At 70.4% G+C, this 26,967-nt stretch carries 25 protein-coding genes and 5 pseudogenes; 6 read left to right on the forward strand and 24 right to left on the reverse strand.

Annotated features, from left to right (window positions below; genetic code table 11):
* Positions 1-159 precede the first annotated feature (159 nt).
* Positions 160-1,398: a PP2C family protein-serine/threonine phosphatase gene (locus tag AS857_RS13360; RefSeq protein ID WP_058043319.1), complete on the reverse strand. Its 1,239-nt coding sequence runs from the start codon at positions 1,396-1,398 to the stop codon at positions 160-162.
* Between the two features lie 348 nt (positions 1,399-1,746).
* Here AS857_RS13360 and AS857_RS13365 point away from each other — a divergent pair, with 348 nt between their 5' ends.
* Positions 1,747-2,070, forward strand: coding sequence for a hypothetical protein (locus AS857_RS13365; protein ID WP_058043320.1), 324 nt, complete (start codon positions 1,747-1,749; stop codon positions 2,068-2,070).
* A gap of 427 nt (positions 2,071-2,497) precedes the next feature.
* On the opposite strand, the gene AS857_RS40245 is transcribed toward AS857_RS13365, so the two are convergent.
* Both AS857_RS40245 and AS857_RS13375 read right to left on the reverse strand, forming a co-directional pair.
* Complete coding sequence (locus tag AS857_RS40245) at positions 2,498-2,875, reverse strand: hypothetical protein (RefSeq protein WP_058043321.1); 378 nt, start codon at positions 2,873-2,875, stop codon at positions 2,498-2,500.
* A 413-nt stretch (positions 2,876-3,288) separates the two neighbouring features.
* Positions 3,289-3,756, reverse strand: a complete 468-nt coding sequence (locus AS857_RS13375) for a hypothetical protein (RefSeq protein WP_058043322.1) — start codon at positions 3,754-3,756, stop codon at positions 3,289-3,291.
* Positions 3,757-4,237: 481 nt separating this feature from the next.
* Here AS857_RS13375 and AS857_RS13380 point away from each other — a divergent pair, with 481 nt between their 5' ends.
* Positions 4,238-4,546, forward strand: coding sequence for a hypothetical protein (locus tag AS857_RS13380; protein WP_058043323.1), 309 nt, complete (start codon positions 4,238-4,240; stop codon positions 4,544-4,546).
* Positions 4,547-4,654: 108 nt separating this feature from the next.
* Here AS857_RS13380 and AS857_RS13385 read toward each other — a convergent pair whose 3' ends face one another.
* The 3 genes and pseudogenes from AS857_RS13385 to AS857_RS13390 all read right to left on the reverse strand — a co-directional run bounded on the left by AS857_RS13385 (position 4,655) and on the right by AS857_RS13390 (position 6,916).
* Positions 4,655-5,071, reverse strand: a complete 417-nt coding sequence (locus AS857_RS13385) for a hypothetical protein (protein WP_058043324.1) — start codon at positions 5,069-5,071, stop codon at positions 4,655-4,657.
* Positions 5,072-5,284: 213 nt separating this feature from the next.
* Positions 5,285-5,472 (reverse strand): annotated as a pseudogene (locus AS857_RS41295) (substrate-binding domain-containing protein); the annotation flags it as partial.
* Positions 5,471-6,916: an NHL repeat-containing protein gene (locus tag AS857_RS13390; protein WP_144440801.1), complete on the reverse strand. Its 1,446-nt coding sequence runs from the start codon at positions 6,914-6,916 to the stop codon at positions 5,471-5,473. The pseudogene AS857_RS41295 and the gene AS857_RS13390, both read right to left, overlap by 2 nt.
* A gap of 265 nt (positions 6,917-7,181) precedes the next feature.
* Between AS857_RS13390 and AS857_RS13395 the strand changes: the two genes are divergently transcribed.
* On the forward strand, positions 7,182-7,379 hold the full coding sequence (locus tag AS857_RS13395) for a hypothetical protein (RefSeq protein WP_058043326.1): 198 nt from the start codon (positions 7,182-7,184) through the stop codon (positions 7,377-7,379).
* 359 nt (positions 7,380-7,738) lie between these two features.
* Here the strand turns inward: AS857_RS13395 and AS857_RS13400 are convergent, their stop codons facing one another.
* The 8 genes and pseudogenes from AS857_RS13400 to AS857_RS13420 all read right to left on the reverse strand — a co-directional run bounded on the left by AS857_RS13400 (position 7,739) and on the right by AS857_RS13420 (position 11,849).
* Entirely contained in the window at positions 7,739-8,716 is a 978-nt protein-coding gene (locus AS857_RS13400) for a hypothetical protein (RefSeq protein WP_058043327.1), read from the reverse strand.
* An 84-nt stretch (positions 8,717-8,800) separates the two neighbouring features.
* Positions 8,801-9,390 (reverse strand): annotated as a pseudogene (locus tag AS857_RS37540) (IS5 family transposase); the annotation flags it as partial.
* A 165-nt stretch (positions 9,391-9,555) separates the two neighbouring features.
* Positions 9,556-9,753: a helix-turn-helix domain-containing protein gene (locus AS857_RS41300; RefSeq protein ID WP_245699813.1), complete on the reverse strand. Its 198-nt coding sequence runs from the start codon at positions 9,751-9,753 to the stop codon at positions 9,556-9,558.
* Positions 9,754-9,830: 77 nt separating this feature from the next.
* A pseudogene (locus AS857_RS42080) lies at positions 9,831-9,974 on the reverse strand (recombinase family protein); the annotation flags it as partial.
* A gap of 9 nt (positions 9,975-9,983) precedes the next feature.
* Complete coding sequence (locus AS857_RS41310) at positions 9,984-10,121, reverse strand: hypothetical protein (protein ID WP_245699815.1); 138 nt, start codon at positions 10,119-10,121, stop codon at positions 9,984-9,986.
* A gap of 282 nt (positions 10,122-10,403) precedes the next feature.
* Positions 10,404-11,078 (reverse strand): HD domain-containing protein, encoded by a 675-nt coding sequence (locus tag AS857_RS13410; protein WP_058044127.1) that lies wholly within the window; start codon positions 11,076-11,078, stop codon positions 10,404-10,406.
* Positions 11,079-11,082: 4 nt separating this feature from the next.
* A complete protein-coding gene (locus AS857_RS13415; protein ID WP_058043328.1) occupies positions 11,083-11,364 on the reverse strand; it encodes a hypothetical protein in 282 nt (93 codons plus the stop codon).
* Between the two features lie 11 nt (positions 11,365-11,375).
* Positions 11,376-11,849 (reverse strand): hypothetical protein, encoded by a 474-nt coding sequence (locus AS857_RS13420; protein ID WP_058043329.1) that lies wholly within the window; start codon positions 11,847-11,849, stop codon positions 11,376-11,378.
* Positions 11,850-11,934: 85 nt separating this feature from the next.
* Here AS857_RS13420 and AS857_RS13425 point away from each other — a divergent pair, with 85 nt between their 5' ends.
* Together AS857_RS13425 and AS857_RS13430 are read left to right on the forward strand one after the other, a co-directional pair.
* Entirely contained in the window at positions 11,935-12,276 is a 342-nt protein-coding gene (locus tag AS857_RS13425) for a PadR family transcriptional regulator (protein ID WP_058043330.1), read from the forward strand.
* Complete coding sequence (locus tag AS857_RS13430) at positions 12,273-12,944, forward strand: permease prefix domain 1-containing protein (RefSeq protein ID WP_058043331.1); 672 nt, start codon at positions 12,273-12,275, stop codon at positions 12,942-12,944. The genes AS857_RS13425 and AS857_RS13430 overlap by 4 nt, the downstream gene beginning before the upstream one ends.
* Before the next feature lie 122 nt (positions 12,945-13,066).
* On the opposite strand, the pseudogene AS857_RS42355 reads toward AS857_RS13430, so the two are convergent.
* The 10 genes and pseudogenes from AS857_RS42355 to AS857_RS13475 form a co-directional block, all read right to left on the reverse strand.
* Positions 13,067-13,240 (reverse strand): annotated as a pseudogene (locus AS857_RS42355) (Tn3 family transposase); the annotation flags it as partial.
* Positions 13,241-13,252: 12 nt separating this feature from the next.
* Positions 13,253-13,402: pseudogene (locus AS857_RS42360) on the reverse strand (Tn3 family transposase); the annotation flags it as partial.
* A gap of 237 nt (positions 13,403-13,639) precedes the next feature.
* Positions 13,640-14,794 carry a substrate-binding domain-containing protein gene (locus AS857_RS13440; RefSeq protein ID WP_079110296.1) on the reverse strand — a complete coding sequence of 385 codons (1,155 nt, stop codon included), beginning with the start codon at positions 14,792-14,794 and terminating at the stop codon, positions 13,640-13,642.
* Positions 14,791-15,882 carry an ABC transporter permease gene (locus tag AS857_RS13445; protein ID WP_058043333.1) on the reverse strand — a complete coding sequence of 364 codons (1,092 nt, stop codon included), beginning with the start codon at positions 15,880-15,882 and terminating at the stop codon, positions 14,791-14,793. Before AS857_RS13445 ends, AS857_RS13440 begins: the two co-directional genes overlap by 4 nt.
* Positions 15,879-17,432, reverse strand: a complete 1,554-nt coding sequence (locus tag AS857_RS13450; protein ID WP_058043334.1) for a sugar ABC transporter ATP-binding protein — start codon at positions 17,430-17,432, stop codon at positions 15,879-15,881. The genes AS857_RS13445 and AS857_RS13450 overlap by 4 nt, the downstream gene beginning before the upstream one ends.
* 133 nt (positions 17,433-17,565) lie before the next feature.
* Positions 17,566-20,466 carry a SpoIIE family protein phosphatase gene (locus tag AS857_RS13455; protein WP_058043335.1) on the reverse strand — a complete coding sequence of 967 codons (2,901 nt, stop codon included), beginning with the start codon at positions 20,464-20,466 and terminating at the stop codon, positions 17,566-17,568.
* A gap of 178 nt (positions 20,467-20,644) precedes the next feature.
* Positions 20,645-21,610, reverse strand: a complete 966-nt coding sequence (locus AS857_RS13460; protein WP_107105571.1) for a cyclase family protein — start codon at positions 21,608-21,610, stop codon at positions 20,645-20,647.
* Positions 21,611-21,842: 232 nt separating this feature from the next.
* A complete protein-coding gene (locus AS857_RS13465) occupies positions 21,843-23,954 on the reverse strand; it encodes an ABC transporter ATP-binding protein (protein WP_079110297.1) in 2,112 nt (703 codons plus the stop codon).
* Positions 23,951-24,421, reverse strand: coding sequence for an NUDIX hydrolase (locus tag AS857_RS13470; protein WP_058043337.1), 471 nt, complete (start codon positions 24,419-24,421; stop codon positions 23,951-23,953). The genes AS857_RS13465 and AS857_RS13470 overlap by 4 nt, the downstream gene beginning before the upstream one ends.
* A 453-nt stretch (positions 24,422-24,874) precedes the next feature.
* On the reverse strand, positions 24,875-25,885 hold the full coding sequence (locus tag AS857_RS13475) for a zinc-dependent alcohol dehydrogenase family protein (RefSeq protein WP_058043338.1): 1,011 nt from the start codon (positions 25,883-25,885) through the stop codon (positions 24,875-24,877).
* A 115-nt stretch (positions 25,886-26,000) separates the two neighbouring features.
* Here AS857_RS13475 and AS857_RS13480 point away from each other — a divergent pair, with 115 nt between their 5' ends.
* Positions 26,001-26,930, forward strand: coding sequence for an AraC family transcriptional regulator (locus AS857_RS13480; RefSeq protein WP_058043339.1), 930 nt, complete (start codon positions 26,001-26,003; stop codon positions 26,928-26,930).
* Positions 26,931-26,967: the final 37 nt, after the last annotated feature.

A 26,967-nucleotide genomic window follows, 5' to 3' on the forward strand; every position in this document is an offset into this window, starting at 1 on the left:
GCGAACCGGCCTGCGAGACTGCGATTGTGGAACTCGCCCATGCCGGCCTTCGGCTCATCGGGGCAGGGAACCCACGCCGTTGTCCGCGGCGGCGGCTGGACCAGGACTCCTTGGGTCTGACCAGGCGGCCGCGCCCCAGCCTCGCTGAGGCGCCAACTATTAGGCGGCTTCGGTGGGACTGCCTCCGTAGTGCCATTCGATGAGTTCGGGGTGCCATTCGAGGAGCAGGATGGTGGCGTCGTCGCTGAGGGCGTTGCCCTGGTATTCGAGGATTGCGTGGATGAGCAGCCGCAGGACTTCGGAGGGCTGCTGGCCGGCGGCGGAGGAGCGGATGATGAAGTCGGTGAACCGGTCCAGGCCGAAAGCCTCGCCGTCCTTGCCACGGGCCTCGGTGACACCGTCGGTGTACAGGAGCACCCGGTCACCGGGTTCCAGCGTCGTGTTGTACACCTCGCGGCGGGTGGGTTCGAGCTGGAACGGCAGCCCCATGGGTGGCTGAGGTGGGCTTTCCAGGGCATGCTCCAGCACGCCCTCATTACGGATCAGCAGGGGAGGCGGGTGGCCGCAGTTGCACCACCGCAGCACGCCGGTGTCCACATCCAGCTGGCACACCACGCCCGTGCAGAACTGTTCGGGGAGCCACTCGGCGAGCGTCCGATCCACCGTCTCGATCATGTTCGGCAGGTCGACACCGGAGCGGCGGCCGTTGCGGCAACCGGCCATCACCACGGAAGTGGTCAGTCCCGAGGCGAGGTCGTGGCCCATCCCGTCGAAGATGCTGGCGTGCAGGATGTTCTTGCTCACCGAGTGGTCGAAGGCGTCTCCGCCGAGTTCGTAGGCGGGTTCCAGAACAGCGGTGGAGATCACGCCGGTGCGGCCGACACTGCGCGGTGGCAGGAAGGCACGCAGCATCTCGGTGGGCAGATCCATGCCCTGCGTGCGAATGCGGGCGACGAACCAGTCGCTGTAGGTGCGCTTGGAGGTGACCACCAGGGACAGCACCCGCGCCAGCATCCGGCACCGGCGCAGCCGCACCCCGTCCAGCACCCCGGCCCGCACACCCAGCACGCCGAGCCGCTCCGCACCGTCCACCATCGGCAGCCACACCACCACGTCCTGCCGGGACTCGTGGACCCGCAGCGACAGTGTGCGGTAGGCCCAGCCTCCTTCACTGGAGTCCACCGGCAGCCGTTCGGTCTGGTCGTCTAGAGGGATGAGCAGATGCTGCTGGAGGTCGACGAGGTAGATCGTGGCGCTGTCGAGGCCGAGTGCCCGGGCGCACCGGTTCACCAGTCCGGGCAGTTGGTAAGGGACGATCGCATTGGCCTCCGCGAGCAGCCGTTCCAGCATCTGCTCGTCCGCCCCGGTGGTGACCGCCCAGTCGTCCCTGCCGACCATGACACCACCTCCGCCATATCAGGATCGCATCTATCCGTCCGAGTCTCATTCCGGGCGGAAAGCGGAGGCGCTAGGGCGGTGGGCAAGAAGACATTCGCCCGCCCGCGCACCTGTCATTTCCGTATCGACCCGATGCCCCTGGCGCTTTGGATCTGCAGCGTCTGAGTGACGTTCGCTGACGGCATCCCGCCCGTCGTTAGGCCCGCCCGGATGCCCGCGGGGGTGTCCCGGAGTGGACTGCCGAGCCCACCGGCTTCCCTCAACATGCTGAGATCTGGGGAGTGCACGCCGACGGCATCGAAGAGGCCGTCGGCTTCTTCGTCAAGAACGAAAGGCTGTGGAATTTCTATGCCTGACCCTGCGGGTTTCCCCTTCCCGGTCAAGGGCGAGGTCGCCGTCTTCCACGGTGAGTTCTACCGGGCCCGTGCCGCCCTGGGGCTGTGGCCGTCCGCTGAGTTGCTGCCCGATCCCGGCCGTCCCGCACCCGTGGGCCTCGCGCCGCGTGAGGCGGCCGATGGGTCGGTGGGGTACCTGGTTGCGCCGGAGCGCCTGGAAGCCTGGTACGCCGTGACGTGGACGTTCCGCTGGCGCGGTGAGCTCTTCGAGTGCACCGCCGCCACGCCCGCCACGCTCTCGGGCGCGCTGGGGTTTCGCGGACAACTTTCAGCTTGACCCGGAGGCAGGCCCCGACAGGGTCCACACCCAGTACACGATCACGGTGGACCTCGACGGTGTCACCGACCTCGAACAGCACCGCACCGACCTACTGGCCAACCAGTAGTCGAGGCCTTGAGGGGCCTGGGGTCGCAGGTTCACGCCGCAGCGAGGGAGGGGACAAGGACGGGACCCGGGGTGCGGAAAGGGCCGTCTGCCTCATCGCCTCGACATCCAGGTCGCGGCCCGTCCTCGCTCGGCGGATCCCAGAGGGACCGTGGCCTCTGCTGACCGAACAGGCCCCCGCCCACGTCCCGGTCTGCACCTGGAACCTCGCCGACTACCGCCCGGGCCACACCCCGTCGTCCGGATCCGCCAACTGGCACACCTTCGGCGGCCCGGACCGGCCGCTCGTGGCGGCGAGTCCGGCCCGGGCGTCAGGGCATCAGCAGTGGGGGATGCCCTTCTGCGGGTCCCCCTTGGTGTCGACGTTGCCGCCCCAGACCCACACGCCGGGGCCCAGGTGGCGGTTCATGGGCTTGCCCATCCAGACGCCGCCCTGGTACCAGACGTTGGTGTGCTGGCCGCCGGAGCTGACGTCCTGCCCGCGAGTCCAGCAGTCGATGTCGATGTAGGCGCCCCGGCCTGCCGTGCCGTAGACACGGCTCTTCAGCTTCGGGGCTCCACGGACGTTGCTGTGCAGGTCGATGGTGTACCTGTCGTCCACCTTCACCGAAGCGGACGAGACGGATGCGGACGGGGCGGGCACGGCCTGAGCGACGCCGGCGGCGGTGCCTGTCATGAGGATGGCCGTGGCGGCCATGCAGACCGGTATGACTCTGTTGCGAGGACGGAGTGACACGATGTTCCTCCTGAAGGAGTTTCTGGTGCTTCTGCGGTTCCTGGACGTATCAGGGCGTGTCAGGGCGTCAGGAGACGTAGCCTTGGCCGGCTTCGGGTAGCCGTCGGGCCGCCGTCGCCCGACCCGGCGCGCCGGCAGTCGACGGTGTAGGTGTGGTTGCGGTCCGGGTCGATCCGCTGCGCGTAGACCAAGGCTTCGGCCGCCACTGCGTTCAAGGCCGATCCCGGCAGTCAGTCCCACCGTCGCCGTGGTGACGGCGTACGTCAGGCGCTTGACGTGAAGGATCCGGTGTCTCCATGCCTGATGAGGCCGTGCCCGAGGTCATCCACGTCGCGTCGCACGCGGCCGTGTCCTGGCCGGTCGGGGACGCGGCGTCAGTCCCATGGGTGGCACTGGTCTCGTACCGGAGTGCCCGAGGCGTTGCCGAGGCACACCCGCGCCTGGACGTCCTTGATGGGCTTGCGGGAGCCGTACCACTGGGCCACGATCCCGTCGTTGCCGTCGGTGCAGTCGACAGCCGGTGAGCGGTAGTGCCAGTGATCGGCCCACTTACCGCCGTCCTTCACGTGGTAGCGGATCTGTGTGACCGCGCAGTATCCGTCACGCGCGTGGTCCCTCGCCCATGCCTGGACACCGACCTTGGTGCCGGTCCACTTGATGTGCGCACCGCCGTCTGCCTGCTGCGTGGAACCACCGACCCAGCCCGAGGCCCAGCGTTCGTGCTCGGTGGTGCCGTACGACAGGGCGGGCCGCCAGTCGTTGCTGCTGTGCGCCTGCGCGCCGCCCGCAGCGGTCAGCAACAGGGCCGCGGTACCGGCCAGGGTGAGCAGTTTCCCCCGCATGATCGGTCCTTTCCCACGTGTGGTGATACCTGCTGTGCCGGATCGTCGGGGTCGCCGGACTGTTCCTCAGGGCCACGTGTCCGGGCTGCTTCCCTCTCTCGCTGTCACCGCTCAGGTGCTGCGAGAGAGGGAAGCGCGGTGCCCGACAGCCGCCCCCGCGTCCCGCTGCCGGTGTCGCCCAAGCTACGGGTCCAGGCCGCCGCGCACATCGGGGCTAACCCTGAGTCGCTCCGGCGCCGGGGCTCGGCCTCGCCGGGCATGAATACGCCTGATGAGACGCGAAGGCGGGCATGCGAGCCTGATCTCGGCTTGGGGTCGTAGAGTCGTCTGCCTCATCACCTGATCCGTGGTCAGGGACAGGCCGGCCGACCGGGCGAGCTCGCCGCCTTCCCCGCACCGTCCTCGCTGACGGAGACAGCTGCTACGTGACATGCCGCAGCTCGCCTTGCTCCGGTCGCCGGCAACAGTCGATCATTCGCAGATGAGACCCGAAGTTCAGGCGTTCGTAGCCGACGGCCCCCTCCCCGACTGGGACGCCGACGATGAGGAGATCGACCGGCGAGTCCAACAACTCGAGGCCATCTCCGCGCCCGTCACGCCCGACGAGGCACAGGCCCTGGCTGCCTGCTTCGGACCCGACGACTGCTACGGCGTCGCCTGGTCACTGCTGCACCTGATCGAGACCGGCCCAGGCCCGGTGCCGCCGGTCACACCGCCCGGCACCGATGCCGGTGAATGGCACCACACGCTCTGGAACCGCTGGGGAAACGGACTCGCCGATCACCGATGAGGGCTTGATGCGGTAGAGCCTTCGAGGCCGTCATGACAGGCATCCGTGGCGCGGCCCGGCCATGCGAACGGACAAGCTCGCCATCGCCCACGCCCTGGGCCCCCGACGTCACCCGAACGCGTTCCTGCCGCAATTGCCGTGCGCGGTACCGAGGATCTGTGAAGCCTGCTTCCCGGTGAGCTCAAGCTCCTGCTTGGTCTTTTTGGCCTGGTCGACGAGGGCCTGCCCGCGGGCGACGCAGAGCGCATTGCCATGAGTGACGAGCACGTCGTCGCTGATGCGGTCCAGATCCGGGTAGTGCTCCCGGATCGTCCTGAGGTAGAGCTTGGCCGACAGCCCTGTCAGCCCGTGTACTTCCGCGGGGGCCGCCGACGGACTCCCGGACGGGGCGGCCGAGGCGGACACGGACGCGGCAGCCGGTGTCGCCGAGGCGCTCGACTTGCTGTCACCGGACGGGCCGCACGCCGAGGCGCCGAAAGCGGCAACCGTAAGGCAGACGGCGAGCAGGGGCAGACGCTTGTGCATGAATCTCCTGGTACGTAAGTGAACCGAGAGATTCTCTCTCATTCCCGGCGTGCTCTACGACTGCATTCTCCCGCCGGCCGGCTGCACCGCGCGGGCATCACCGAGGGCCCAGCCTCTTTGGGCATGCTGGTGCCGAGTAGCGGGGCGCCTTCTCGGCACCCTTCATCACTTGCCCCAGATCTTCCGGTAGGCCGCGCGGTAGCCGGGTGGGTCTCAGGAGGTGGCGTCGGCGCTGTTGGCGGCTGTGGCGATGTGGACGGGAGCCACGTATCCGCTGGCGGGATCGCCGGAGAAGGCTCGGTTGAACTCGTCGACGATCTGCCGCCCTGCTCCGTGAGCGCCTCTGGCACGGTGGCTGCCTGGGATTGTTTGCTGTTGATGCGTTGGAAGGCGGAGAAGTCACGATTCATTCGCTTCGGCACCCTTGCGCGGATCGGACCGCACGCAGAGGGAGATCGTGGTGGGAGGCTCCGAGTCCCCATGGCCGACCTTTACCACCACCCGGTCCTCCTCCCGGCCGGCCCGCAGCGCGGGGAGCGCGGCCCGGCCCCGGGCGTCCGTGGCCAGGAGGGTCTCTGTCGTTCCGTCGCTGAACGTCGTGCCTCCGTCGGAGACCACACGGCAGGTGAGCGGCACGCCGGGGATGGGCAGGCCGTTGCTGATGTACTGAACCACGCCCGACATTCCGGTGCGCTGCCCCGGCGCTGTCTCCGTCACCAGTTGGGACACGAACTGGGTTTTCCCGCAGGGACTTTCGGGGTCATCGGGTATCGGGTACTGCCCGATCGACTTGTTGGTCGGGTTGGTGTACCAGACCCATTTGCCGTGCTTGTCCACGCACAGCCCCATGGCGTCGCCGCCGTTCGGCAGGGACGGGCCCGGGAGCTCGGTAATGCTCTTGTCCGTACGGAAGCGCGAGATCCCATTGCTGGTCGCTACCCAGAGATTTCCGTCCGTGCCCAGCATCATTTGCCGAGGCGCGCCGAATCCGGAGATGAACCGCTGCGTCCAGCTGCGGAGGGCTGTGTCGTACCGACAGATCTGGCTTGGGTTTTCGGTGCCTACCCATACCGCGTCCCCATTGGGGCTGGCGACGACGTGAACCGGCTTCTGGTTGCTTCCCCCGGGGAGCGGAATGGGCTGAGGCTGCTCGTCCTTGGCGGGGGTGTACCTGTAAAGGCTGTTCGTCTTCCGTGGATAGTCTCCCGCGCTGGCCTGCCCCGTCACCCAATAGGTGAAATCGCCGGGTGATTTCGCGTTCGCCGGAGCGGTGACGGCCACGGACCAGGGCCATGTGTCATAGACCGGGTTCTGCTGGGCATCCGGAAACGGATATGTGCTGGGAGTGCCGGACTCGTCTTCCACGTCACAATATCCGACCACAGCATGCAGGGGCTCGACGAACATGATCCAATAGGAATACATGGGTGTCCCGGCGGCGCCCGTATCGATCAGGAGCCACGTGAGGGTCTGAACCCAGGATTCATAGGCAAGCTTGACCCCGCTGAGTCGCCTCTGGTCCACGATGTCGTATTGGACGACCGAGTCTCCGGCCCAATCGGAGACGCAGGTGAACCATACGGCCTTCCTCCCGTCCGTTCGCGTCGGGCGGGGGTCCGGAATGATTCCGATGCAGGGGGTGGGGACTTCGTCGGTGACCGCGAGTTGGTTGGCAAGGCTTGTCGGATTCACCTGGACGAGCCCGCTCCACTCGGTCGTCACCCAAAGGTATCCATCCGGTCCCACGGTGACGAACTGCGGATCAGAGGCGCCATTGAGGAGTGGGTATTCCACGGGTTCGCCAACGCCCGGCATTCTGGACCACTCCTCCAATGTGCCGCTCAAGAATGAAGTGTCTACTATCGGCCCGGCGTGCCCGCCGTGCAAGTGGCCGTTGGAAGATTGGCTTGAACGCACGCCGTAAGGTGCGCGTTCAGGTATTTCTCAGGTGACTGGTGTTCGGTGTCGGCGAAATGATTCCCCCGCGCCTTTGCGGCCCTCTGTGTGACATATCCATTACACATGCTGCTGTGAATGTTGTGCCAGAGTACGGCTCCGGGTGTGCGTGAGGCGCATGGGCGCAGCTGTCCAGCCAGAGCGAGCAGGGGACATGAGGAGTGGGCAAGCGGTTCATGTCTTCACGCTCGCGGGCCTCCTGCTCGGGGGTGCCCTCTACGAGCTCTACTCCCTGGCGGGCCTCGAGCCGGCCTGCTACGCAGCCATTCCGGCGGTCTACTGCACCAATTGGCTTGTGGCACGAGCGCGCCAGTGGTGGGCGCTCCGCCGCACGGCCGCACAGCAAGAGTGAGAGATCCCAGCAAGCAGCAGTAGATGCTGCACCTTCACTGTGGATCCTCGCGGGGCATTCGCGCGGGGATCCACAGGCACGTTCGTCAGACCTCCCAAACGATCAGGTCAGACGGCTGGACCCAGGAGCGCCTCCCGGCCGTGCAGGAAGCGGCGTTGGTTCACGATGAAGTAGACCCCGGGGCTGGAGCATGAAGGAGACCTTGCCCCGGACGGGCTCCTTGGTGCCGTAGTGGATAGGCCGTCTCGGCCAGGAAGGCGCGGCTGTTCTCCGTCAGCCGATCCACCGCCGCGTGGGCGTCGGAGAGGATGCTGGAGGGCCGCCGCCGAGCGGGTCGGGGCGGACGCGCGCCGCTCGGCTCACGCGAGCCTGATGGAGATGGCCCATGAAGTGATCGATGCCACATCGGCGACCATGTGGTCCTTGGACGACGCGGTCACGAGCTGCAGGCCGCGGTCGACATACGGATGCACGTTCCACAACAGGCTGCCCGCGCCGGAGTAGTGGACGCGTGCTCCTGCGCCGCTGAGCGCCCACGCACTGTTGGGCGGGGCGGACGTGGCGGAGGGATGTTGCACGCCCCCCGTGGTCCCGGCGGTCGCACGCGCCAGGACCGTGCCGACCGGCAGCGACGTCGGGATGCCCACGACGTATCCGCTGATGCGCGCCGGGTCGGCGACCTGGTGGTCCTTCGACCGTACGGTCCAGGTCTTCCCCGGTTCGCCGTAGTTGACGGCTCCATCGGGGTACGAGGCCGTGGCGATGTTGCCCTGCCCTGTCCAGTGCACCTGGAATCCGCCACCCAGCAACGTGCACTGGTCCGACGGGAGGCGCACGGTCACCTGCGGGGCGGACTCCGGATTGGGGCTGGCCCGGCGGTCGCTGCACGACGCGACCCAGGAGCGCACCTGGTCCTTGCTCACGCCGTCGATCTTCATGCCGATCGCGTATCCGGTGAGTTCGTGGGCCTGACGGGCGTTCACGTGGTCCTTCGAGGACACGATCCAGGATGAGAAATCGGGGCTCGGGTAGGAGGCGGTCAGATAAGCGCCGTAAGGGTATTCCGCGCCGGTCGCACCGCCGCCGATGGCGATCATCGACGGGTCCTCGACTCGGACCGAGTGGTCGGTCCAGATGCTCCGGGCCGGCGCGGCCACCGACTGGAAGATCGCCAGGGTGATCCGGCCACTCGCGTCGTGGTATCTGCCTACTTCGACCGAGCGCGCCCCGTCGGGTCGGGGCGGGTGGGCGGCCGCCGTGGCCGGGCCGCCCAGCAAGGCCCCGAGCAGGGCCAACAGGGTGCCCGATATGGGCAGTAGGGCCTTTGTGCGTCGCATGGCTCTCCCTCCGCGTGTCAGTACGTCCGTCCGAACTATGGACCGGCCGGTCGCCCCGCGGAATCCCCAGATTTAGACGTCGTTCTATTTGGTGAGGCGGCGGTGACAGATGAGGGTTGCGGCTATGCCGACGAAAGCCAGGAAGTGTTCGGCCTTGCGTTCGTGGCGGCGGTGGAGCTGGCGGCAGCCCGGCGAGCCAGGACACGGCCCGTTCGGCGATCCAGCGGTGGCGTCCGAGCCGTTGTGAGGACTCGATGCCCTTGCGGGCGATGCGGTGGCGGATGCTGCGTTTGCGGAGCCATCGACGCAGGTGGTCGTAGTCGTAGCCCTTGTCTCCATGGAGCTTGCCGGGTCGCCGTCGACAAGGTCTTCGTCGGGAGCGGATCGGCGGGATGCCCCGCACGAGCGGTTCAAGACCGAGGCTGTCGTGCATGTTCGCGCCGGAATTGCCCAGCGAGAGCGACAGTCCGTTCCGGTCGGTGACCAAGTGGATTTTCGATCCAGGCTTGCCACGGCCGGTCGGATTCGGTCCTGTCAGAGGACCCCTTTGCAGCCCGCATGGTGACGGAGTCGATCGCGCAGCGCGACCGGTCCAGTTCCCCGCGGGCACCGAGTCCGTCGAGGACGACGCGGTGAAGGCGAGCCCGGACCCGTGCCCGGCTCCACTGGGCGAAGCAGATCCTTACGACGCTCTCGAGCATCCTTGAGACCGCGGTCGACGACAGGCGCCGGGTACGCAACCCGATGCGGGCCAAGTCCGTGCGCCTGCCCAAGGTGCCCGAAGATCTGCGTGAGGGGGTGCCGGCAAGAACGCTGTCACCAGCCGCAAACGGCGGTGATCAGTCCTCGGACCTGGTGGGTTTGGGCAGTTCCGGCGTGCTCGTCGCCTCAGCGAGTGCGAGGCGACCGCCCTTCAGCTCGGGCACGTAGTTGTGGATCGTGTTCCTGGAGGCGCCGAGGAGCTTCGCGATCGAGGTGACGGTGGTCTCCGGGCGGGCGAGCAGGTCGCGGGCGTGACGTACCTGCTCTTCCGCCATCGCGGGCGGGCGGCCGAGTCGGGCGCCTCGTGCAGCGAGGTGAATCCGACCCCACGCTTGCGCAGGCCGGACACGATCGCGATGAGGTCCTGGACAGAACGGCCGAGCCGGTCCAGCGACGGGACGACGAGGGTGTCGCCCTCGCGCAGGTAGTCGAGGGCCTTCCACAGCTCCTCGCGTTCGGCGTTCTTGCCGGACTTCTTGTCGGAGAAGATCCGGATGCACCCTGCTTAGGTGAGTGCATGGATCTGCCGGTCGAGCAACTGTCCCTTGGCGGACACGCGTGCGGATCCCACGAGGCCGCCGGTCCGTACGGCCGGAACGGGTGCGAGGAAATCGGCGATGTCGTCGTCCCGAGGTGGCTGCACCCGCCAGATCGTACGGAAAACGGTGCTCCTCAACTTCTTGAGCACATCGACTTTCTGGCACCGTTTCATGGGCATGATCCGGTGCCGATCCGGCCGGGCACCGCCGCCTACCGATCCTGCTCATCAATCGGTCGATGGATCAGCACCCGCGGGTGAGGGCCGGGGTGGGCCTGCCACGTCCCCACCCCGGGGTGTCTGGTGACCGCATCAGCCGTATCGTGCTGTGGGCTGACCGGACGCGACAGGGGCCTTGGCGTGCGGCGGCTGTCCGGGGACCCGTGCTCACGCCTTCGGCTGGTAGCCGTCGTAGTCGTTCCAACTGGGGGATTGGGTCATCAGTTGTTCCCAGGTAGGCCAGACAGCGTGGGTCTGCTGGCGAACCAGTTCGCCGGGCATGCTGAATGGTGGGGCCTTGTGCGGTTTGTCGAGTGCTTGACCGACGATCGTGTCGTAGAGCACGGGTGCGGCGTGGAGGCGGGGCAGCGAGGCATGGATGCGGTCGGCGTAGCCGGCCGGGAGGGTGTGGGGCCCCTCGGGGCCGAGGTCGAAGCCGGCGCCGGCCGTCACCAACGCGATCTCGGGACGCTTGCGTATGGCGATCTCGTAGTGCAGGTGCAGGGCGATCGCATCCCATACGACCTCGACCCTCTCAGGTGACACCCCCTGGTCGGTGAGGAAGCGGGCGGCCAGGTCGGCGCCGTCAATATCGAAGGGCTGATCGCCGTTGCCCTCGGGGCTGAGTCCGGCGTCGTGCAGAAGGCAGCCCAGAAACAGCAGTTCGTCGTCATAGTCGCGGCCGGGCTGCAGGCCTTGCTGCTCTCCGAGGAAGCGTCCGTACAGATAGCTGCGCATGCTGTGGTTGAAGATCGCTGGGTCCTCGATGCCTTTCACGAAGCGCATCGCGCTCAGCGCTATGCCGGTACGAGGAAAGAGCAGTTCAGCGTATACGTCGTCCATCACGTCACCCTTCCTGGGCGTTGCGTGCAAGAGGTTGGCTTCCGCGGGTACGAATGTGGATCCGCCGTAAGGCAAGCAGTCCGCCGACTCCCGGGATGGCGGCGCGCCATCGGGCGCCCGTCGAGGCGGCAGACGGGGCCATCGAAGTGGCCGCGAGGGCGACGAGGTAGGCCATGCCGTGCAGCGGGCCGACGAGCGTCGTGACCGCTTGCGTGCGTGTGGTGAGCAGGTTGCCCAGCAGCACCGCGAAGGAGGCCGTCTCGACACCGGCCGCGATCCGCAACATATGCACTGGGATCACGCTCCCGTGGTCGAGCCAGGACGGACGATCATCAGGATGACGACGATCGCCCAGAGGACGTTGAAGATGCCGGTGAGCATGGTCAGCCGCGTCGCCGCGGGACGCTGCCCATCCTGTGCCGCCGAGTCCTGGGTCAACGCGAGCAGGCGCTGCTGGCCGGGCAGGATGGCCATGGCCAGGATGGCCGCGGCGATCACGGTCAACGCCAGCGACGCGATCAGCCAGGCGTCGGTGAGGACGCCGAGCGCGGCGCCGGTGGCGAGCCCGAAGACCGGCACGGCGAGACCGGCGACAGCGTAGCCGCGGCAGATCCGGTGCAGGAGTGCGGCGATCCCGGCGGCTCGCCCGTCCGGATCCTGGCCGCCGAATGCCTGCAGCGCGTAGCGGGGGAACATGGACGCGGCCACCGTGATCGATCCGACCGCCAGAATCGCCGCGAGGACATGTACGGACAGCAGCACCTTGGTCACTGCGGATTCCTCCGAGCAGAAGCGTGAATGTGTTGGCTGCCAATACATACCCTGCCTACACCAACTTTGGGTAGGCTGCCTACTCATGAGGGCAGACATGGTGCGAGGGCACCTGGACGGACTGTTGCTGGCCGTGCTTGAACCAGGCCCGCTGCACGGCTACGCGATCATCGCCGCGGTCCAACACCGCAGCAGGGGCGCACTTGAGCTGCGCACGGGCACGATCTACCCGGCCTTGAACCGGCTGGAGCGGCTCGGGCTGCTGAGCAGCAGCTGGCAATCTTCTGGTGAACGGCGACGGCGATGCTACGAACTCACCGACGCCGGACGGCACACCCTGGCCGGCGAGCGCACCGCGTGGAGCGAGTTCACCACAGCGATCGGCTCGGTCCTGAACCCCGCCGCACCGCCCGGGTTTGCCACATGAGCGCCACCAGTCGGCAAGCCGACCCCGTCGAGGACTACATCGCGGCCCTGACAGCCACCCTGCACGGCCCGGCCCGAATCAAGGCCCGGTTGATCGAGGAGATACGCGACGGCCTCGCGGACACGGTAACGGCGCATACCCGGGAAGGAATGGCTTACCAGCGCGCTGCCCACCAGGCAGTGGAAGAGTTCGGGACCCTCGACGAACTCGTGCCGAGCTGCCAACGGGAACTGACCATCGCCCAGGCCCGGCACACCGCCCGGGCCGTCGCCCTCACCGCCCCCTTCCTGGTCGCCTGCTGGTACCTGGCCTGGACCACCGACCACGATCAGCCCTGGCAGCTGCCACGCACGGCTCAGCTGCTGGCCGTTCATCTGGCCGGTGTTGCCTGCGTCGCAGCACTACTCGCCGCGGCGACGCTGGCCGCCACCGGCACCCTCGCTCGCTGGCTGCCCATTCCGCACCAGCTGCCCCTCGCGGTCGCATGGACCGGCACTACCGCCAGCGTTGCCATGGCGGTTGCGACGCTCGCGCTCGCCACCGCCTCCGTCCTGGCCACGAACTGGCCACTGCTTGCGTTCGCCGGAGCACTCGCAGCCGCGTCGCATGCCGTGGTGGCAGCCTCGGCCCGGGCCTGCCGCCGATGCGCGCGCCTGCCGGCCACGTGACCCACCGCCCTCGGCCGCGCGGCTGACGTGTCCTCGGACACGTCACCGGGTCATCAGCCACTGGATCAGGATCACTTACGTAATCGCCGGTAGTTACCCGTGTGTGGCCGGCTGCTGGTCGTGAGCAGCTCGGCCCACTCCGGTTCGTCCAGGACGTCCTGGAGCATGAGGGTGTTCACGTAGACCAGGGCCGATTGCAGGATTCGCAGGCACAGGACGAACATTTCCTGTTCGTCGCGCCGGTTCGAGGCGATCTCTCCGCCCTTGCCGTAGGCGATCACGGAGTTCGCGCCGTTGGAGGTCCGCGTGATCCTGGGCAGCAGGTCGAAGTTCAGCAGCCTCGTGATGCAGACCCCGATTTCCGACTGCCCGTGCGAGTCCGTGTAGTTGGCTTCCACGTCCATGGTGGTGCCGTGCCGCAGTGAACAGGTTCTACGTGATCCGCCACACCTACGCAACGACTCCCTGACAGGGGCGGGTGCAGCATTCGCTGCGCCCTCCCTTTCTTTGCGTCCAGTGGCCCCTCACCCTCCGTCACACGAGGCGTCGCAGGGCCGGGCTGTCGCGGCAAGGATGGGAGTGATGCAACGCGCCCGCGAGGGGGTCACCCCCCGGCTCCGGCCGGGTTTCATTCTCCCCAGATTCTTCCCAGAGCCCCCGAGCGGTGCTTGTGAGGGCTTTTCCAGTGCTCTTGATCACTTGCCCCAGATGCTCCGGTAGGCGGCGCGGTAGCCGGGTGGGTCCCAGGAGGTGGTTCCGGTGCTGTTCGTGGCGGTGGCTACGTGTACGGGGGCGACGTATCCGCTGGCGGGGGTGCCGGAGAAGGCTCGGTTGAATTCGTCGATGATCTGCCAGCCCTGCTCCGTGAGCGCCTCTGGCACGGTGGCTGCCTGGAATTGTTTGCTGTTGATGCGTTGGAAGGCGGAGGGGTCGCCGTCGCCCGCGCCGATATTGTACGGGGGGCCGCCGCCTTTTCTGCGGGCGGCGCGTAGGGCCGGGGCGGCGTCGGCGAAGTAGACGTCGTTGATGGCTACGGAGTGGGTCCATCTGTCGCCGAGGCGGGCCAGGAGCGCGGAGACCTCCTGAGGCGTGCGGCTGCTCGTGTCCGAGATCGGGATGTTCTCCTCCGCGAGGAGCTTCACTCCGGAGCAGGTGGCGAGCTCTTTCTTGATCAGTTCGGACTTGTTCCTGGCGAACGGGATCGAGGCGTCGGTGAACACCACGACTCCGGCGGTGCCGTGGGAGTGCGCGATGACCCAGTCCGCGCTGATCCTCGCGACGTCCTCGACCCTGGTGGTGACGTTGGTGAACAGCTCGGGGTCCTTGCTCGGGCCGGGGGAGCCGACCGCGTGCCAGCCGATGAGCGGGATGTGGTCCGCGTGGGCCCTCGCGACCTGCTGGGACGTCAGGTGGGGGTCGAAGCCGCCGATGACGATGCCCGCCGGCCGGAGGGCGACGGCCTGGCCGAACGCCGCCTGGATCCCGGCGGGGGTGCCCTGGCCGTCGATCACCCGGGCGTCCCAGCCGATGGTCCTCGCGGCTTCCTGTACGCCGCGGACGGTGCCGGCGACGCCCGGGTTGGTCATGGTCTGCGCGACGTAGACGATCTTCTTGCCGGGTACGGCCCGGGGGCCGGTGGTGGGGCCGTCCCACGCCGTGTCGGTCTTCTCGGCCTGCCGGGTGGCGGCCCGGGCCTTCGCCAGGACGGCGGGGCACCCGGCCGCCGTGGGCTCCGCGGGCGGGGAGGCGGCGCCCGTCGATGCGCCGCGTTCGCAGCCGGTGGCGACGATGCACGCCGTCACCGCCAGCGCGATCGTGCCTGCCAGGCCGGCGGCGCGGGCCGTGGTCACCGCGTGGCTCCGGGCGGGTGGCGGGGCGTCCGGGAGGGTTCCGTCCGCCGTCGGCGCAGTTGCCGGCGGGCGGCGTAGCCGGCCAGGCCGACCGCGAGGAGCAGGGTGCTGCCGTTGAACAGCGGTGTGACCCAGAAGCGGGCGCCGAGCTGGCCGATCCCGGCGAGGCCGACGGCCAGGACGGCGACGGCGACGAGGGTGCCCAGGGCGTTGGCGCGGCCGGGCCTGATCGCGGTGGAGCCGAGGAGCGCGCCTACGAAGGCGGGCAGCAGGTAGTCCATGCCGACGCTGGGGTTGCCGATCTGCTGCTGAGCGGCGAGCAGGATGCCGGCGACGCCGACGACCAGGCCCGATCCGGTGAAGGCGTAGATCACGTAGCGCCGGGAGGGGATGCCCACGAGGTCGGCGGCGCGGGCGTTGGACCCGATGACGTAGAAGTACCGGCCGAGGGGCAGCCGTTCCAGCAGCAGCCACAGCGCGACGGTGAGGGCGAGGACGTAGAAGGCGGAGACCGGCAGGCCGAGGAACCGCGAGTCGTAGAGGGCGGTGAAGCCGGCGGGCAGGCCGTGCGGGCCGGGGACGATCCGGGCTCCGTCGGTGATCCAGCCGGTGAAGGCGTACATGATGCTGCCGGTGCCGAGGGTGGCGATGAAGGAGTCGATTCTGGCGAACTCGACGACGGCGCCGTTGACGGCGCCGACGGCCGCCCCGCCCAGGATCACCACGAGGCAGGCGAGCGGCCAGGGCCACCCCGCGGAGACGATGAGGTGCATCGTCATGACGTGCGCGAGGCCGAGGCCGTAGCCGATGGACAGGTCGAACTTGCCGGCGGCGATGGGGATCGTGGCGCCGAGCGCGAGCACGGCGGGGATGGACTGGCTGGACAGGACGGCGGAGACATTGTCCCGGGTGGGGAAGGTGCCGGGCAGGGCGAGGGAGAAGGCCACGAACAGCAGGGCCGTGAGGGCGAGGAGGCCGTAGGCGCCGACGAGGTGCCCGAGCCGGTGGCCCGGCGGGTGCCGGGGCGAAGGGGAGGGTGGCGGGGGCGGGGACGGGGTGGGGGGAGAGGAAGAGGAGGGCGGTGTCATCGTCCCGGCGTTCCGGTGAGGGCGGTGATGTCCGAGGCGGCGTGGGTGAGCGCGGTGACCGTGAGCGTTTCGCCGCTCAGCTCCGCCGTCACGGTGCCGCGGACGAACACCAGGGCGCGGTGGCACACGTCGGCGACCTCCTCGAAGTCGGTGGAGATGAGCAGGACGGCGAGTCCTCCGGCGAGCGCGTCCCGGAGCAGCCGGTAGATCGCCGCCTTGGCGCCGACGTCGACGCCGGCGGTCGGCTCCTCCAGGATCAGCAGGTTCCGGCTCGTCCCCAGCCAGCGCCCGAGCATGACCTTCTGCTGGTTGCCTCCGGAGAGGGTGGCGATCGGCGCCTCGCTGTCGCGGGGGTGCACCGCGAACCGCTCGATCAGGGCGCCGGCCTCGGCGCGCTCGCGCCCGGGGCTGATCCAGTGCGCGCCCTGCAGGCCGGCCGCCCGGGGGTTGGCCAGGAAGTTCTCCCGTACGGTCAGATCGGGCGCGCAGCCCTCCTCCTGCCGGTTGCTGGTCACGAAGCCGACGCCGTCGCCGACGGCGGCCGCGACCGTGCCCGGCCGGTACGGGCGCCCGCCGAGCAGGATCCGCCCGCCGAGGACCGGCCGGGAGCCGGCGAGGGCCCGGCCCAGCTCCATGTGCCCGGCGCCGGTGAGGCCCACCATGCCGAGGATCTCGCCGGGGCGCAGCCGCAGGCTGACCGGTCCGGTGTTCTCGGTGCGCACGCCGTCGAGGGTCAGGACGGCGGGGCCGGGGGCGGGGTCGGTGATGCCGTGGGTGCCCGGCCCGTGGCCCACGGCGTCGTGGCCCACGATGTCGTGCACCAGCCGGGCGGGACCGTGGCCGGCGAGCGGCCCGTGGCTGACGAGCCGGCCGTCGCGCAGCACGGCGAACGCGTCCGCGACCTTGTAGACCTCGTCGAGCCGGTGGGTGACGAAGACGACGGCGCGGCCGTGGTCGCGCAGGGTGTGCAGGACGTGGAAGAGCCGCGCGCAGTCGGCCGCCGGGAGGCTGGCGGTCGGCTCGTCCAGGACGATCAGTTCGGCCCGGGTGCTCAGGGCGCGGGCGATGGCGACCAGGGAGCGTTCGGCCCGCGTGAGGTCGGCGACGACGGCGTCCGGGTCGAGGTGCGCGGCGACGATGCCCAGGGCCTCGGTGCACTGACGGCGCGTCCGCCGCCAGGACACCAGTCCCGCGCGGCGCGGGTATCCGGTGCCCAGGGCGATGTTCTCGGCGACGGTCATCCACCCGACCAGTCCCAGGTCCTGGTGGATGAAGGACATGGCCCGGGAGGCCGCCTCGGTGCCCAGCGGGTGCCCGGCGACGCTGACCTCGCCCTCGTCCGCGTGGTGGATCCCCGCCAGCACCTTGATGAGGGTGGACTTCCCGGCGCCGTTCGCACCGAGCAGGGCCAGGACGCTGCCGGTGCGGATGTCGAGGTCGACCGAGTCCAGCGCGAGGGTGCCGCCGAGCCGTTTGCTCAGGCCGCGTATGCGGACGAGGGGCTCGGGGCCGTGGCCCGGGAGGGGGCGGGTGTCGGGAGTGTCGTGCACGGACTTCTCCGGGACCTGTCAGGACCAGTTACCGCAATGCCGTCATTTCGTGATTCCACTACTTCGTCGTTTACGTAGTTTTGCCGTTTTCGTCATGCTACGGCCACCACGGGCCCCGGCGCCGGATGGGCCGTCAGATCGCCGGAATGTCGTCGAGGAACGCCTCGGCGCCGAAGGGCTTGCCGCCGACCTCCAGGGCGCACTCCGCCCAGATGACCTTGCCCTCGGCGGTGTAACGCGTGCCCCAGCACTGGGAGAGCTGCGCGACGAGGAACAGGCCGCGGCCGCCCTCGTCGGTGGTGGCCGCGTGGCGCAGGTGCGGGGCGGTGCTGCTCGTGTCGGCGACCTCGCAGGTCAGCGCGCGGTCGTAGAGCAGGCGCACCTGGATGGGGCCGGTGCCGTACCGGATCGCGTTGGTGACCAGCTCGCTGAGCAGGAGTTCGGTGGTGAACGCGATCTCCTCCAGCCCCCACTCGGTCAGGCGGGCGGTGACGGCGGCGCGGACGGAGGAGACGAGGGCCGGGTCGGCGGGCAGGTCCCAGATGGCGATCCGGTGCGGGTCCAGGGTGTGGGTACGGGCGACGAGCAGGGCGATGTCGTCGGCGGGGTGCTCGGGGACCACGGCCCGGACGACCTCCCGGCAGGTCTCCTCGGGCGGGCGGTTCGGGTGGGACAGGGCCCGGCGCAGCTGCTCCAGGGCCACGTCGAAGTCGCGGTGGCGGTCCTCGATGAGCCCGTCGGTGTAGAGGACGAGCTGGCTGCCCTCGGGGAGGAGGAACTCGGCGCTCTCGAAGGGGAGGCCGCCCAGGCCCAGGGGCGGGCCCGCGGGCAGCTCGGGGAAGGTCACGGTGCCGTCGGGGCGGACCAGCGCGGGCGGTGGGTGCCCGGCCCGGGCCATGGTGCACTGCTGCGTGGTGGGGTCGTAGATGACGTACAGGCAGGTGGCGCCGATGATGCCGGTGTTGCCGTTGGACGGGTCCTCGCCGCACTCCTCCCGGTCCAGGCGCCCGACGAGGTTGTCGAGGTGGGTGAGGACCTCGTCGGGAGGCAGGTCCAGCTCGGCGAAGTTGCGCGCGGCGGTGCGCAGCCTGCCCATGGTCGCGGCGGCGTGCAGCCCGTGGCCGACGACGTCCCCGACGACGAGGGCGACGCGGGTGCTGGAGAGGGGGATGACGTCGAACCAGTCCCCGCCGACGCCGGACTCGGCGGGCATGTAGCGGTGCGCGACCTCGACGGCGTTCTGCTCGGGGAAGCCGTGCGGCAGCAGGCTGTGCTGCAGGGCGAGGACCATGCTGTGCTCGCGCGTGTAGCGGCGGGCGTTGTCGATGCAGATGGCGGCGCGCGTGGCGAGCTCCTGCGCCAGCGAGCAGTCGTCGTCGCCGAAGGGCGAGGGGTCCTGGGAGCGGTAGAAGCTCGCTATGCCCAGGACGATGCCGCGGGCGAGCAGCGGGACGGTGATGAGGGAGTGGACGCCGTGGGCCAGGAGGCGCTGGGCGCGCGCGGGGTTCTGGGAGATCCAGCCCGGGGCGGTCCGCAGCTCGGGCTCCAGGACGGTCTCCCCGCTGGTCAGACAGCGGAGCTGCGGCGTGGTCCCTTTGAGGTCGACCCGCTCGCCGGCGGGGTAGAAGGGGCAGTCGTCGCGGATGCCGTGGACCACCGTGCGGTGGAGGTCCTTGCGGGGGTCGGACGGCTCGTCGCCGCGCAGCACCGCCGCGGGAAGGTCGATGGTCACGTAGTCGGCCAGGCGCGGGACGGCCATCTCGGCGAGCTCCAGGGCGGTGCGGCTCACGTCCAGCGTGGTGCCGATGCGGGTGCTGGCCTCGGACAGCAGCTCCAGGCGGCGCCGCGCCGCGACGGCGTACTTCCCCACCCCCGGCTCGCCCACCAGCACCAGCCCGCTGGTCGCACCACCGTCGGCGGGCCGGCCTGGGCCGCCGGGCGCACCGCGTGCGCCGGGGGTGCCGGCTGCGCCGGGCCTGAGGGCCTGTGCCGTCGCGGCGTCCCGGCCGGGTGCCGGGTGGCCGGGAAGGGCCCCGGGCGGCGGGACGACCTCGGTGAGGGCCTGCTGCGCTAGGAGACCGGCGGGCTCGCCGAGGGGCGGTCCGGCCTCCGTGGAGACGGCGAGGCGCTGGTGCCGCGAGGGGATGACCGCCTCGACGGCGAGGCCCTCCACACCGGAGGGGCTCGTCACCGGGCGGCTCAGCAGGGTGACCCGCCGGTCGCCGGGCAGGATCACCTCGACGGCGGCCCGCTGGGCCGAGGCGAGCAGTTCGCCGGCCTTCTCCTTGAGGATCATCTGGTCGCGCCAGTCGAGGCCGCTCGCGCCGAGCTCGCCCAGCTGCCCGTTGACGGGCGTGCCGTCGGCCGACGCGTGGCGCCTGGCGTCGAGGTAGGCCTGCAGCAGGGCGCGCTCCCGTGCCGAGCTCTGTTCCAGCAGCCGCCGTTCGATGGCGCCGGCCGCCCTGCGGATCACGACGTCCAGCGCCGCGTCCGCGTCCGTGTAGGGGTAGCCGAGGCAGAGGACTCCCTCGATGCGCCCGTTGAGCAGGTCCCGTACGGGGATCGCCACGCACGCGTTCGCCTGCGAGCGTTCGGCGAAGTGCTCGGCGCCGTAGATGTTGACCAGTTGCCGCTCCGCGAGGGCCAGGCCGATGCCGTTGGTTCCGCCGTACTTCTCGGCGAACACGAAACCCGGGACGCTCTGGATCGCGGCCAGGTGCCGGACCATGTCGGCCTGGCCGAACCGGCGTTGCAGCACCGCGCCGCGCGCGTCGGCGAGGGAGATGTTCATGCTCCTGCCGTCGAACATGGCCTGCAGCCGGCTCATCACGGGCGCGGCCGCGCGGATGAGGCGGCCGTCGAGGTCGAGGTCCTGCGTGTAGGGGAGCTCGCACCCGCCCGGCGAGAGCCCCAGCGCCCGGCTGCGCTGCCACGAGTCCAGGATCGGGCTGCGCACGGCGTCCTCGACCGACCCGCCGCGAAGGAACTGCTCACGGGCGCGTACGGGACCGATGTCGTCCGCCACGAGCCCCATCCGGATCACTTCCTCATCGGTACGTGCGCCGATGGCCACCCGTACCGGGGCGGCTGCACTGTTGTTCCATTTTAGAACTTTGCCGACATAACGGAACGGGGGCGGGTGCGTGCGAGCATGCGTGGTCGTTCGGTCACCGTTGGTGACGAGGGGCGGGAGTGGGCGCGGCCAGGCGCCGTCAAAGCACGGCCACGGGGTTGACCGGGGAGCCCGTGCCACCGGGGATGTTCAGCGGCGCCACGAGGAGCAGGAACGCGTAACGGCCCGTGCCGGCGCAGACGGCGGAGAGCTCTTCGAGGTCGAGGTTGTCCAGCAGCGGCACCCCCATCGCCGCGATGGCGAGCGTGTGGACGGGGGAGTGCAGGCCCTCGACGGGGGAGGGCCGGACGTCGCTGTCGCCGTCGCCGCCGAGCAGGGCGACGCCGCGCTCGGCCAGCAGGGGCACGGCGTTCACATGGAGGCCCGCGGAGGAGGCGCCGGGGTCCCAGGCGCCCAGTTCTCGGCGGCGCCGGAAGCGGCCCGTCCGTAGCAGCACCGCGTCGCCCTCGTCGATCGTCACGCCGAGCGCCTCCTCCGCGGCGGTGAGGTCCGCGGCGTGCACGGCCTGCCCCGGCTCCAGCCACGTGCTGCCCAGGACGGCCGGCAGGTCGAGGAGCACCCCTCTGGTCACCAGGGGGCCGAGCGCCGCGACCTCGCCGAAGCGGGCCCCTCCGGCGCCGACGAGGTCGCGCGCCGTGCCGCCGCCGTAGAACCGCCCGCGGTAGGCCATGTGGGAAAGCGCGTCCAGATGGCTGACGGCCTTGCCGTGGTAGTCGGCGCCGATGAAGTCCTTGTGGGCGGCGGGCTCGGGCGCCTCGACGTCACCGAGGTCGGACATGTAGTGCAGGGCGGGCCTGGTGTTGTCCGGACCGGGCGCGGTGTCCCACGGCCGCCCCATCGGGACGACGGTCCCCGTCCGCACCAGGGCGCCGGCCCGCAGGACGTGGTCCGCGGTCACCCGGTTCCAGGCCCCGCGGTCGGCGGGCGACCAGCGGCCCCACGTGCGGACCCTCTCGAAGAGCGCGTCGAACTCCTCGCGGGAGACGGCCGGCCCGTTGCGGGCGCCGTTCGGCGGGGGAGCCGGAGCGCCGGTGGGGAAGCCCATGTCCATGGTGCTGAATGATGAGCCGTCGGCCGCCGGATGCGGGCGATGCGCGGGCGGGCATTTCGGTGACACCGCTTCTACGCGCGTTGACGGCTCGATCGGAACGTCACGCGACCCCCGGACGGAAACCGCACGGGGGCCGCACCTGCGCGTTTGCGCGTCTGCGTATCTACGTGTCTACGTGTCTACGTGTTCCACGCGTCTACACCATCCGTACCTGCACCACCCGCACCTACGCCATCCGCCGCTGCTCCGGTACGGGCACGTCCCGGAACTGCCCGCGCTGCAGCTCGTACAGGCCCCGGAAGACGCCTCCGGGCGTGTTCAGCAGCTCCTCGAACGTGCCGCTCTCCCGGAGCTCGCCCTTCTCCAGCACGTGGATGACGTCGGCGTGCCGCACGGACGCGAGGCGGTGGGTGATCAGGACGACGGTCTGGCCGCCGTCGGCGAGTTTGCGGATCTGCTCGAACACCTCCAGCTCGGCCCGCGCGTCCAGGGCCGAGGTCGGCTCGTCGACGATGAGGATGCGGGCGTCGCGGTAGCGGGCGCGGGCGATGCCCAGCCGCTGCCACTGGCCCCCGGAGATCTGATGGCCTCCCTTGTAGCCCTTCGACAACAGCGTGTCCCAGCCCTTCGGCAGCTCCGCCACGACCTTGTCGGCGCCCGAGTGGACGGCGGCCTCCTCCAGTGCCCGCTGGTCCAGCGGCCGGTCGGTGCGGCCGATGGCCACGTTCATGCGGCACGTGAACGGCCACCGGTGGAAGTCCTGGCCGACCATCGCGATCCGCGAGAACAGCTGCGCCCGGTCCAGTGCGCCGGCGTCCACGCCGTCCCACAGGATGCTCCCCGCATCGGGCCGGTACAGACCGGCCACGAGCTTGGCGACGGTGGTCTTGCCCGACCCGTTCACCCCGACGAGCGCCACGATCCTTCCGGCGGGGATGTCCAGCGAGACGTTCCTGAGCGCCGGCCGCTCGCGGTTCCGGAAACCTTCGGAGTCCTCGGAGTCTTTGGAGCCGTCGGAGCCGTCGGCGGGATAGCGGAAGGTGACGTTCTCGAAGCGGATCAGGGCCGGCCGCTCGGGCACGGGCAGCCCGCCGTCGGGGATGGCCCGATCCGCCGCCTCCTGGCACAGACGCTCCAGGTCCTGTACGTAGCAGGCCTCCTCGTAGAGGTTGTTGACCTGCAGGACGAGGGTGGACAGGCTCTGCCCGCCGGTCCGCGTGGCCAGCACCGCAGTGCCCGCCACCGACAGGTCCATCGCCCCCGCCGCCAGCAGCCCGATCAGCGCCAGGTACGTCAGGGCCGTGGCGGCGCCGGTGAGCGCGGACGCGATCAGCCGGACCCGGGCGGCGCTGTCGGCCAGCCGCGACTGCTCGGCCTCGGAGTCCTGCGACATGCTGCGGAAGTGATCCACGAGGAAGGGCCCGACGCCGTGGACGCGGATCTCCGGGGCGGGACCCGTCCGCATCAGGGTCTGGCTCAGCAGCCTCCCGGCCCGCGAGTGCTGCACCCACCGCAGGTAACTGGCGTACCGCGTCCGCGAGTTCCGGAGGGCCGCCCAGGAGCGGGGCACGGTCATCAGGACGAGGAGCGGCAGCAGCACCGGATGCAGCACGGTCAGTACGCCGGCGGCGGCCGCGAAGGACACCAGGGATCCGATGACGCCGGTGCAGTAGCTGATCATGCGGCGCGCCGAGGCGGCCCCGTACTGGGCCGAATCCAGCAGCCGGTGGAACTCCGCGTCCTCGATCGCCGCCAGCTCGACCCGGACCACGCGCTCCAGGTACTGCTCGGTCGCCACCCGCTCGACCTTCGGCTCCAGCCGGCCCGTGCCCGACGTCGAAGCCGACGCCGCCAGCGCGCTCACCGTCCCGGCGAGCGTCACCACGACCATCGCCGGGACGGCCGCCAGCAGCCGCTGCGCGATGGTCCCGGAGGCCAGGACCGCGGTCAGTACGCCGTTGACCGCGACCAGCCCCACGGCCTGCCCCGCACCCCGGATCAGCTCGGCGGCGCCGACCACGGCCAGGGACCGGCGGTCGGCCTGCCGGGCCAGGCGCACCGTCGAGCGGACGAGGCGCGGCAGGCACAGGGCCATCGCCCACAGCGACATCTCGAAGTACGCCGCCTCGTGCTGGGCCCACCCGTTGTCGTACAGCAGCGGGCCGCCGAACAGCAGCTGTTCCGAATCCGGCCGGCTCCCGGGCGCTGCGTCCTCCGCCGCGACGCCCGTGCTCTGTTCCCTCTGCCCCCTCTGCCCCCTCTGCCTCTTCTGTTCCCTCTGCTTGCTCGGCCCCCTCTGCGCCTTCTGCGCCCCCGGCTTCGTGTTCTCCTGCTTCATGCCGCGCCTCCCGGCTTCCCGTCCCAGCCGTGTGTGGACAGCAGCGCCCCCGAGACGAACCTGCCGAGGACGGCGGCCGTGCAGGGCACGCAGTCCGCGGGCGGGTGCGCCGGGTCGGCCCAGAGGAGCGTGGAGCACTTCTCCGGCTCCAGGTTGCGCGGCTCGCCCGACCACCGCTGCGCGGTGAAGACGACCCCGACCCGGGCCTGCCCCTCGGGGTTGCGGTGGTGGATCAGGTGGCAGAACTCCAGGTCGGCCGGGTCGATGGCGACTCCGACCTCCTCGGCGACTTCGCGCAGCGCGCCGTCGGCCAGGGTCTCGCCGTCCTCGAGGTGCCCGCCGGGCGGGGCGAGGAGACCGGCGGCGTACACGTCCCCGGCCCGCCGCAGCAGCAGGACGCGGCCGTCGTCGCGGTGCAGCAGGACCATCACGTCGACCACGCACGTGTAGCGCGCCCGCTGCCTCATGACGGCCACCTCCCGGCGGTGGCCGCGCCGGATCCCACGGGCCCTGCCGGCCGGCGGTGTTCGAATGCCGGATGCACCCCGCCGGTATGCGCGGGGCCCTCGTGATGGTGATGCACTACGCCTCCTCGTTGACGTACGGATCGGACGAGCGATCGGGAAAACGACCCCTGATCGGGGGCGTCACGGCCCTCCAAGGGCGTTTCGTCGCTCGGGAATTCGAGGAGGCGTCAACCGGCCCGCGGGGTCTGGGGCGGGGGCCGGTCGCCGTTTGTGCGATTCACTCCACCGTGGCCGGTCACCCGATCCGGGGGTTGCGTTGCGGCCGGAAACGATCACTTGCCGCTTCTGCCCCTGTGGCTGCGGGGCGGCCGTCGGACCCTCTTTGCAGAGGGGCCTGCAGCATCGCGCGGCGGCTGTTCACGGGCCGCGCCCGGCTCGTCGCCGCCCCGGTGGTCACACCTTCACCACGATCTTGCCGGTGAAGGTGCTGGAGTCCATCAGGCGGTGCGCGTCCGTGATGCGCTCCAGGCCGTCGAAGGTCTCGGCGATCACGGGCGCCAGCGCGCCGCTCGCCAGGCCCGAGCCGATGAAGGCGGCGGAGCGGCGGCGGTAGGCCGCGTCGCGGCACATGACTCCGTTGCCGTACGCGTGGACGGTCAGCGGCCAGTTCATCGACAGCTGGATGGGGCGCGGGTCCAGGAAGCCGTAGGCCACCATCGTGCCGCCGGGCGCGAGCGCGTCGCCGAGGGTCGCGAAGCCCGGGCCGCCCACCCCGTCGAAGGCCATCCGCGCACCCCGGCCTCCGGTGATCCGCTTGACCTCCTCGACCAGGTCCTGGGAGCCGGTGCTGACCACATGGGCCGCGCCGAGCTCCAGCAGCCGCTCCCGCTTGGACTCGCCGCGTGTGGTGGCGATCGGGACCGCACCCATCCGCAGGGCCGTCTGGATAGCGGCCGTACCCGTACCGCTGGAGGCGGCCGTGATGACCACGTGGTCGCCCGGGGCCAGCCCGCCGGTCTCCACCATGCCGCCGTACGCCGTCGAGTACGACAGCCACGCCGCCGCGGACGTGACCGCGTCCACGCCCTCGGGCCGGGGCACCAGCGACGCTTCGGGCAGGACGGCGTGCTCGCCGTACACCCCGTGGACGCCGAAGTCGAAGTTGGCCGCCGCCATCACCGCATCGCCGGGGGCGAACGCGGTCACGCCCTCGCCCACCGACTCGACCACGCCCGCCGCCTCGTAGCCGAGCCGGGAGCCGGGCAGCGTCGGCTGGTAGTAGTAGCGACCGGCCCGGAACAGGGCCTCGGCCCGGTTGAGGCCGATCGCCTCGACGCGGAAGAGGACCTCGCCGGGCCCGGGCCCTGCCAGCGGCACCTCCTCGACCTTCAGGACCTCGGGACCGCCGAGCTCATGGAAGAGAACCGCCTTGGTGACTGCCGTGTGTGCAGGAGAAGTTGTCATGGGAACGACCGTACGGAGGGGGCGGAAGACGATCCATATCCGAAAACCTCCTGGTTATGTCCCAGCGTCTTTCGATCATGGCGGCAGAGTGCGATCGTGGCGGTAGGGTGCGGCCATGGACGTTCTGAGCGACGCGATCGCCGCCATGCGCACCGGGCTCCCCCACTCCTCGCGCTCCGTCAAGCGCGCGCCCTGGGGCGTCCGCTTCCCCGCCTCCGACGGCTCCGGCTTCCACGTGGTCCTCCAGGGCTCGGCCTGGCTCCTGCCGCCCGACGGGGCCGAGCCCGTCCGCCTCGGCCCGGGCGACGTCGTCTTCCTGGCCCACGGGTACGGGCACGGTCTCGCCGACGACCCCGGCACGCCGCTGGAGGACGCCCGGTCGAAGCCGGACGGCTCCTGGCCGTCGCTCCGTGACCGAGGGCCCGTCCGCGGCGACGACACCCTCATGCTCTGCGGCGCCTACCGGCTGAACAAGGCGCGGGCCCACCCCCTCCTCACCGATCTGCCGCCGTTCATCCACCTTCCGGCCCGCATCGGAGCCCACGACCGGCTGCGCGCCGCCATCGAGCTGCTCGGCGCCGAACTGGCCGACCCCCAGCCCGGATCCGACGCCGTCGTGCCCGCGCTCCTCGACACCCTGCTGCTCTACCTGCTGCGCACCTGGTGGATGACCAAGCGACCCGAGGAGTCGTCCGGATGGGCGGCGGCCCTGGGCGACCCGGCCGTCACGGCCGCCCTGCACGCCATCCACGACGACCCGGCGCATCCTTGGACGGTCGAGGAGCTCGCCGCCCGGGCGGCGCTGTCCCGCGCCGCCTTCGCCCGGCGCTTCACCGCGCTCGTCGGCCAGCCGCCGCTCGCCTATCTGACCTGGTGGCGCATGACGACGGCGGGCCGGCTGCTGCGCGAGGGAGACGCCCCGCTGCGCACCGTCGCCGAACGGGCGGGATACACCTCGGAGTTCGCCTTCGCCAAGGCCTTCAAGCGCGAGTACGGGGTGGCGCCGGGCCGGTACCGCAAGCAGGGGGCCGGCCTCACGGCGTGACCGGTGTGCCCGAAGTGACCGGCGTGATCCGCGGAGT

Source organism: Streptomyces roseifaciens, from assembly GCF_001445655.1.
In the GTDB taxonomy this organism is placed as follows: Bacteria; Actinomycetota; Actinomycetes; order Streptomycetales; family Streptomycetaceae; genus Streptomyces; species Streptomyces aureoversilis.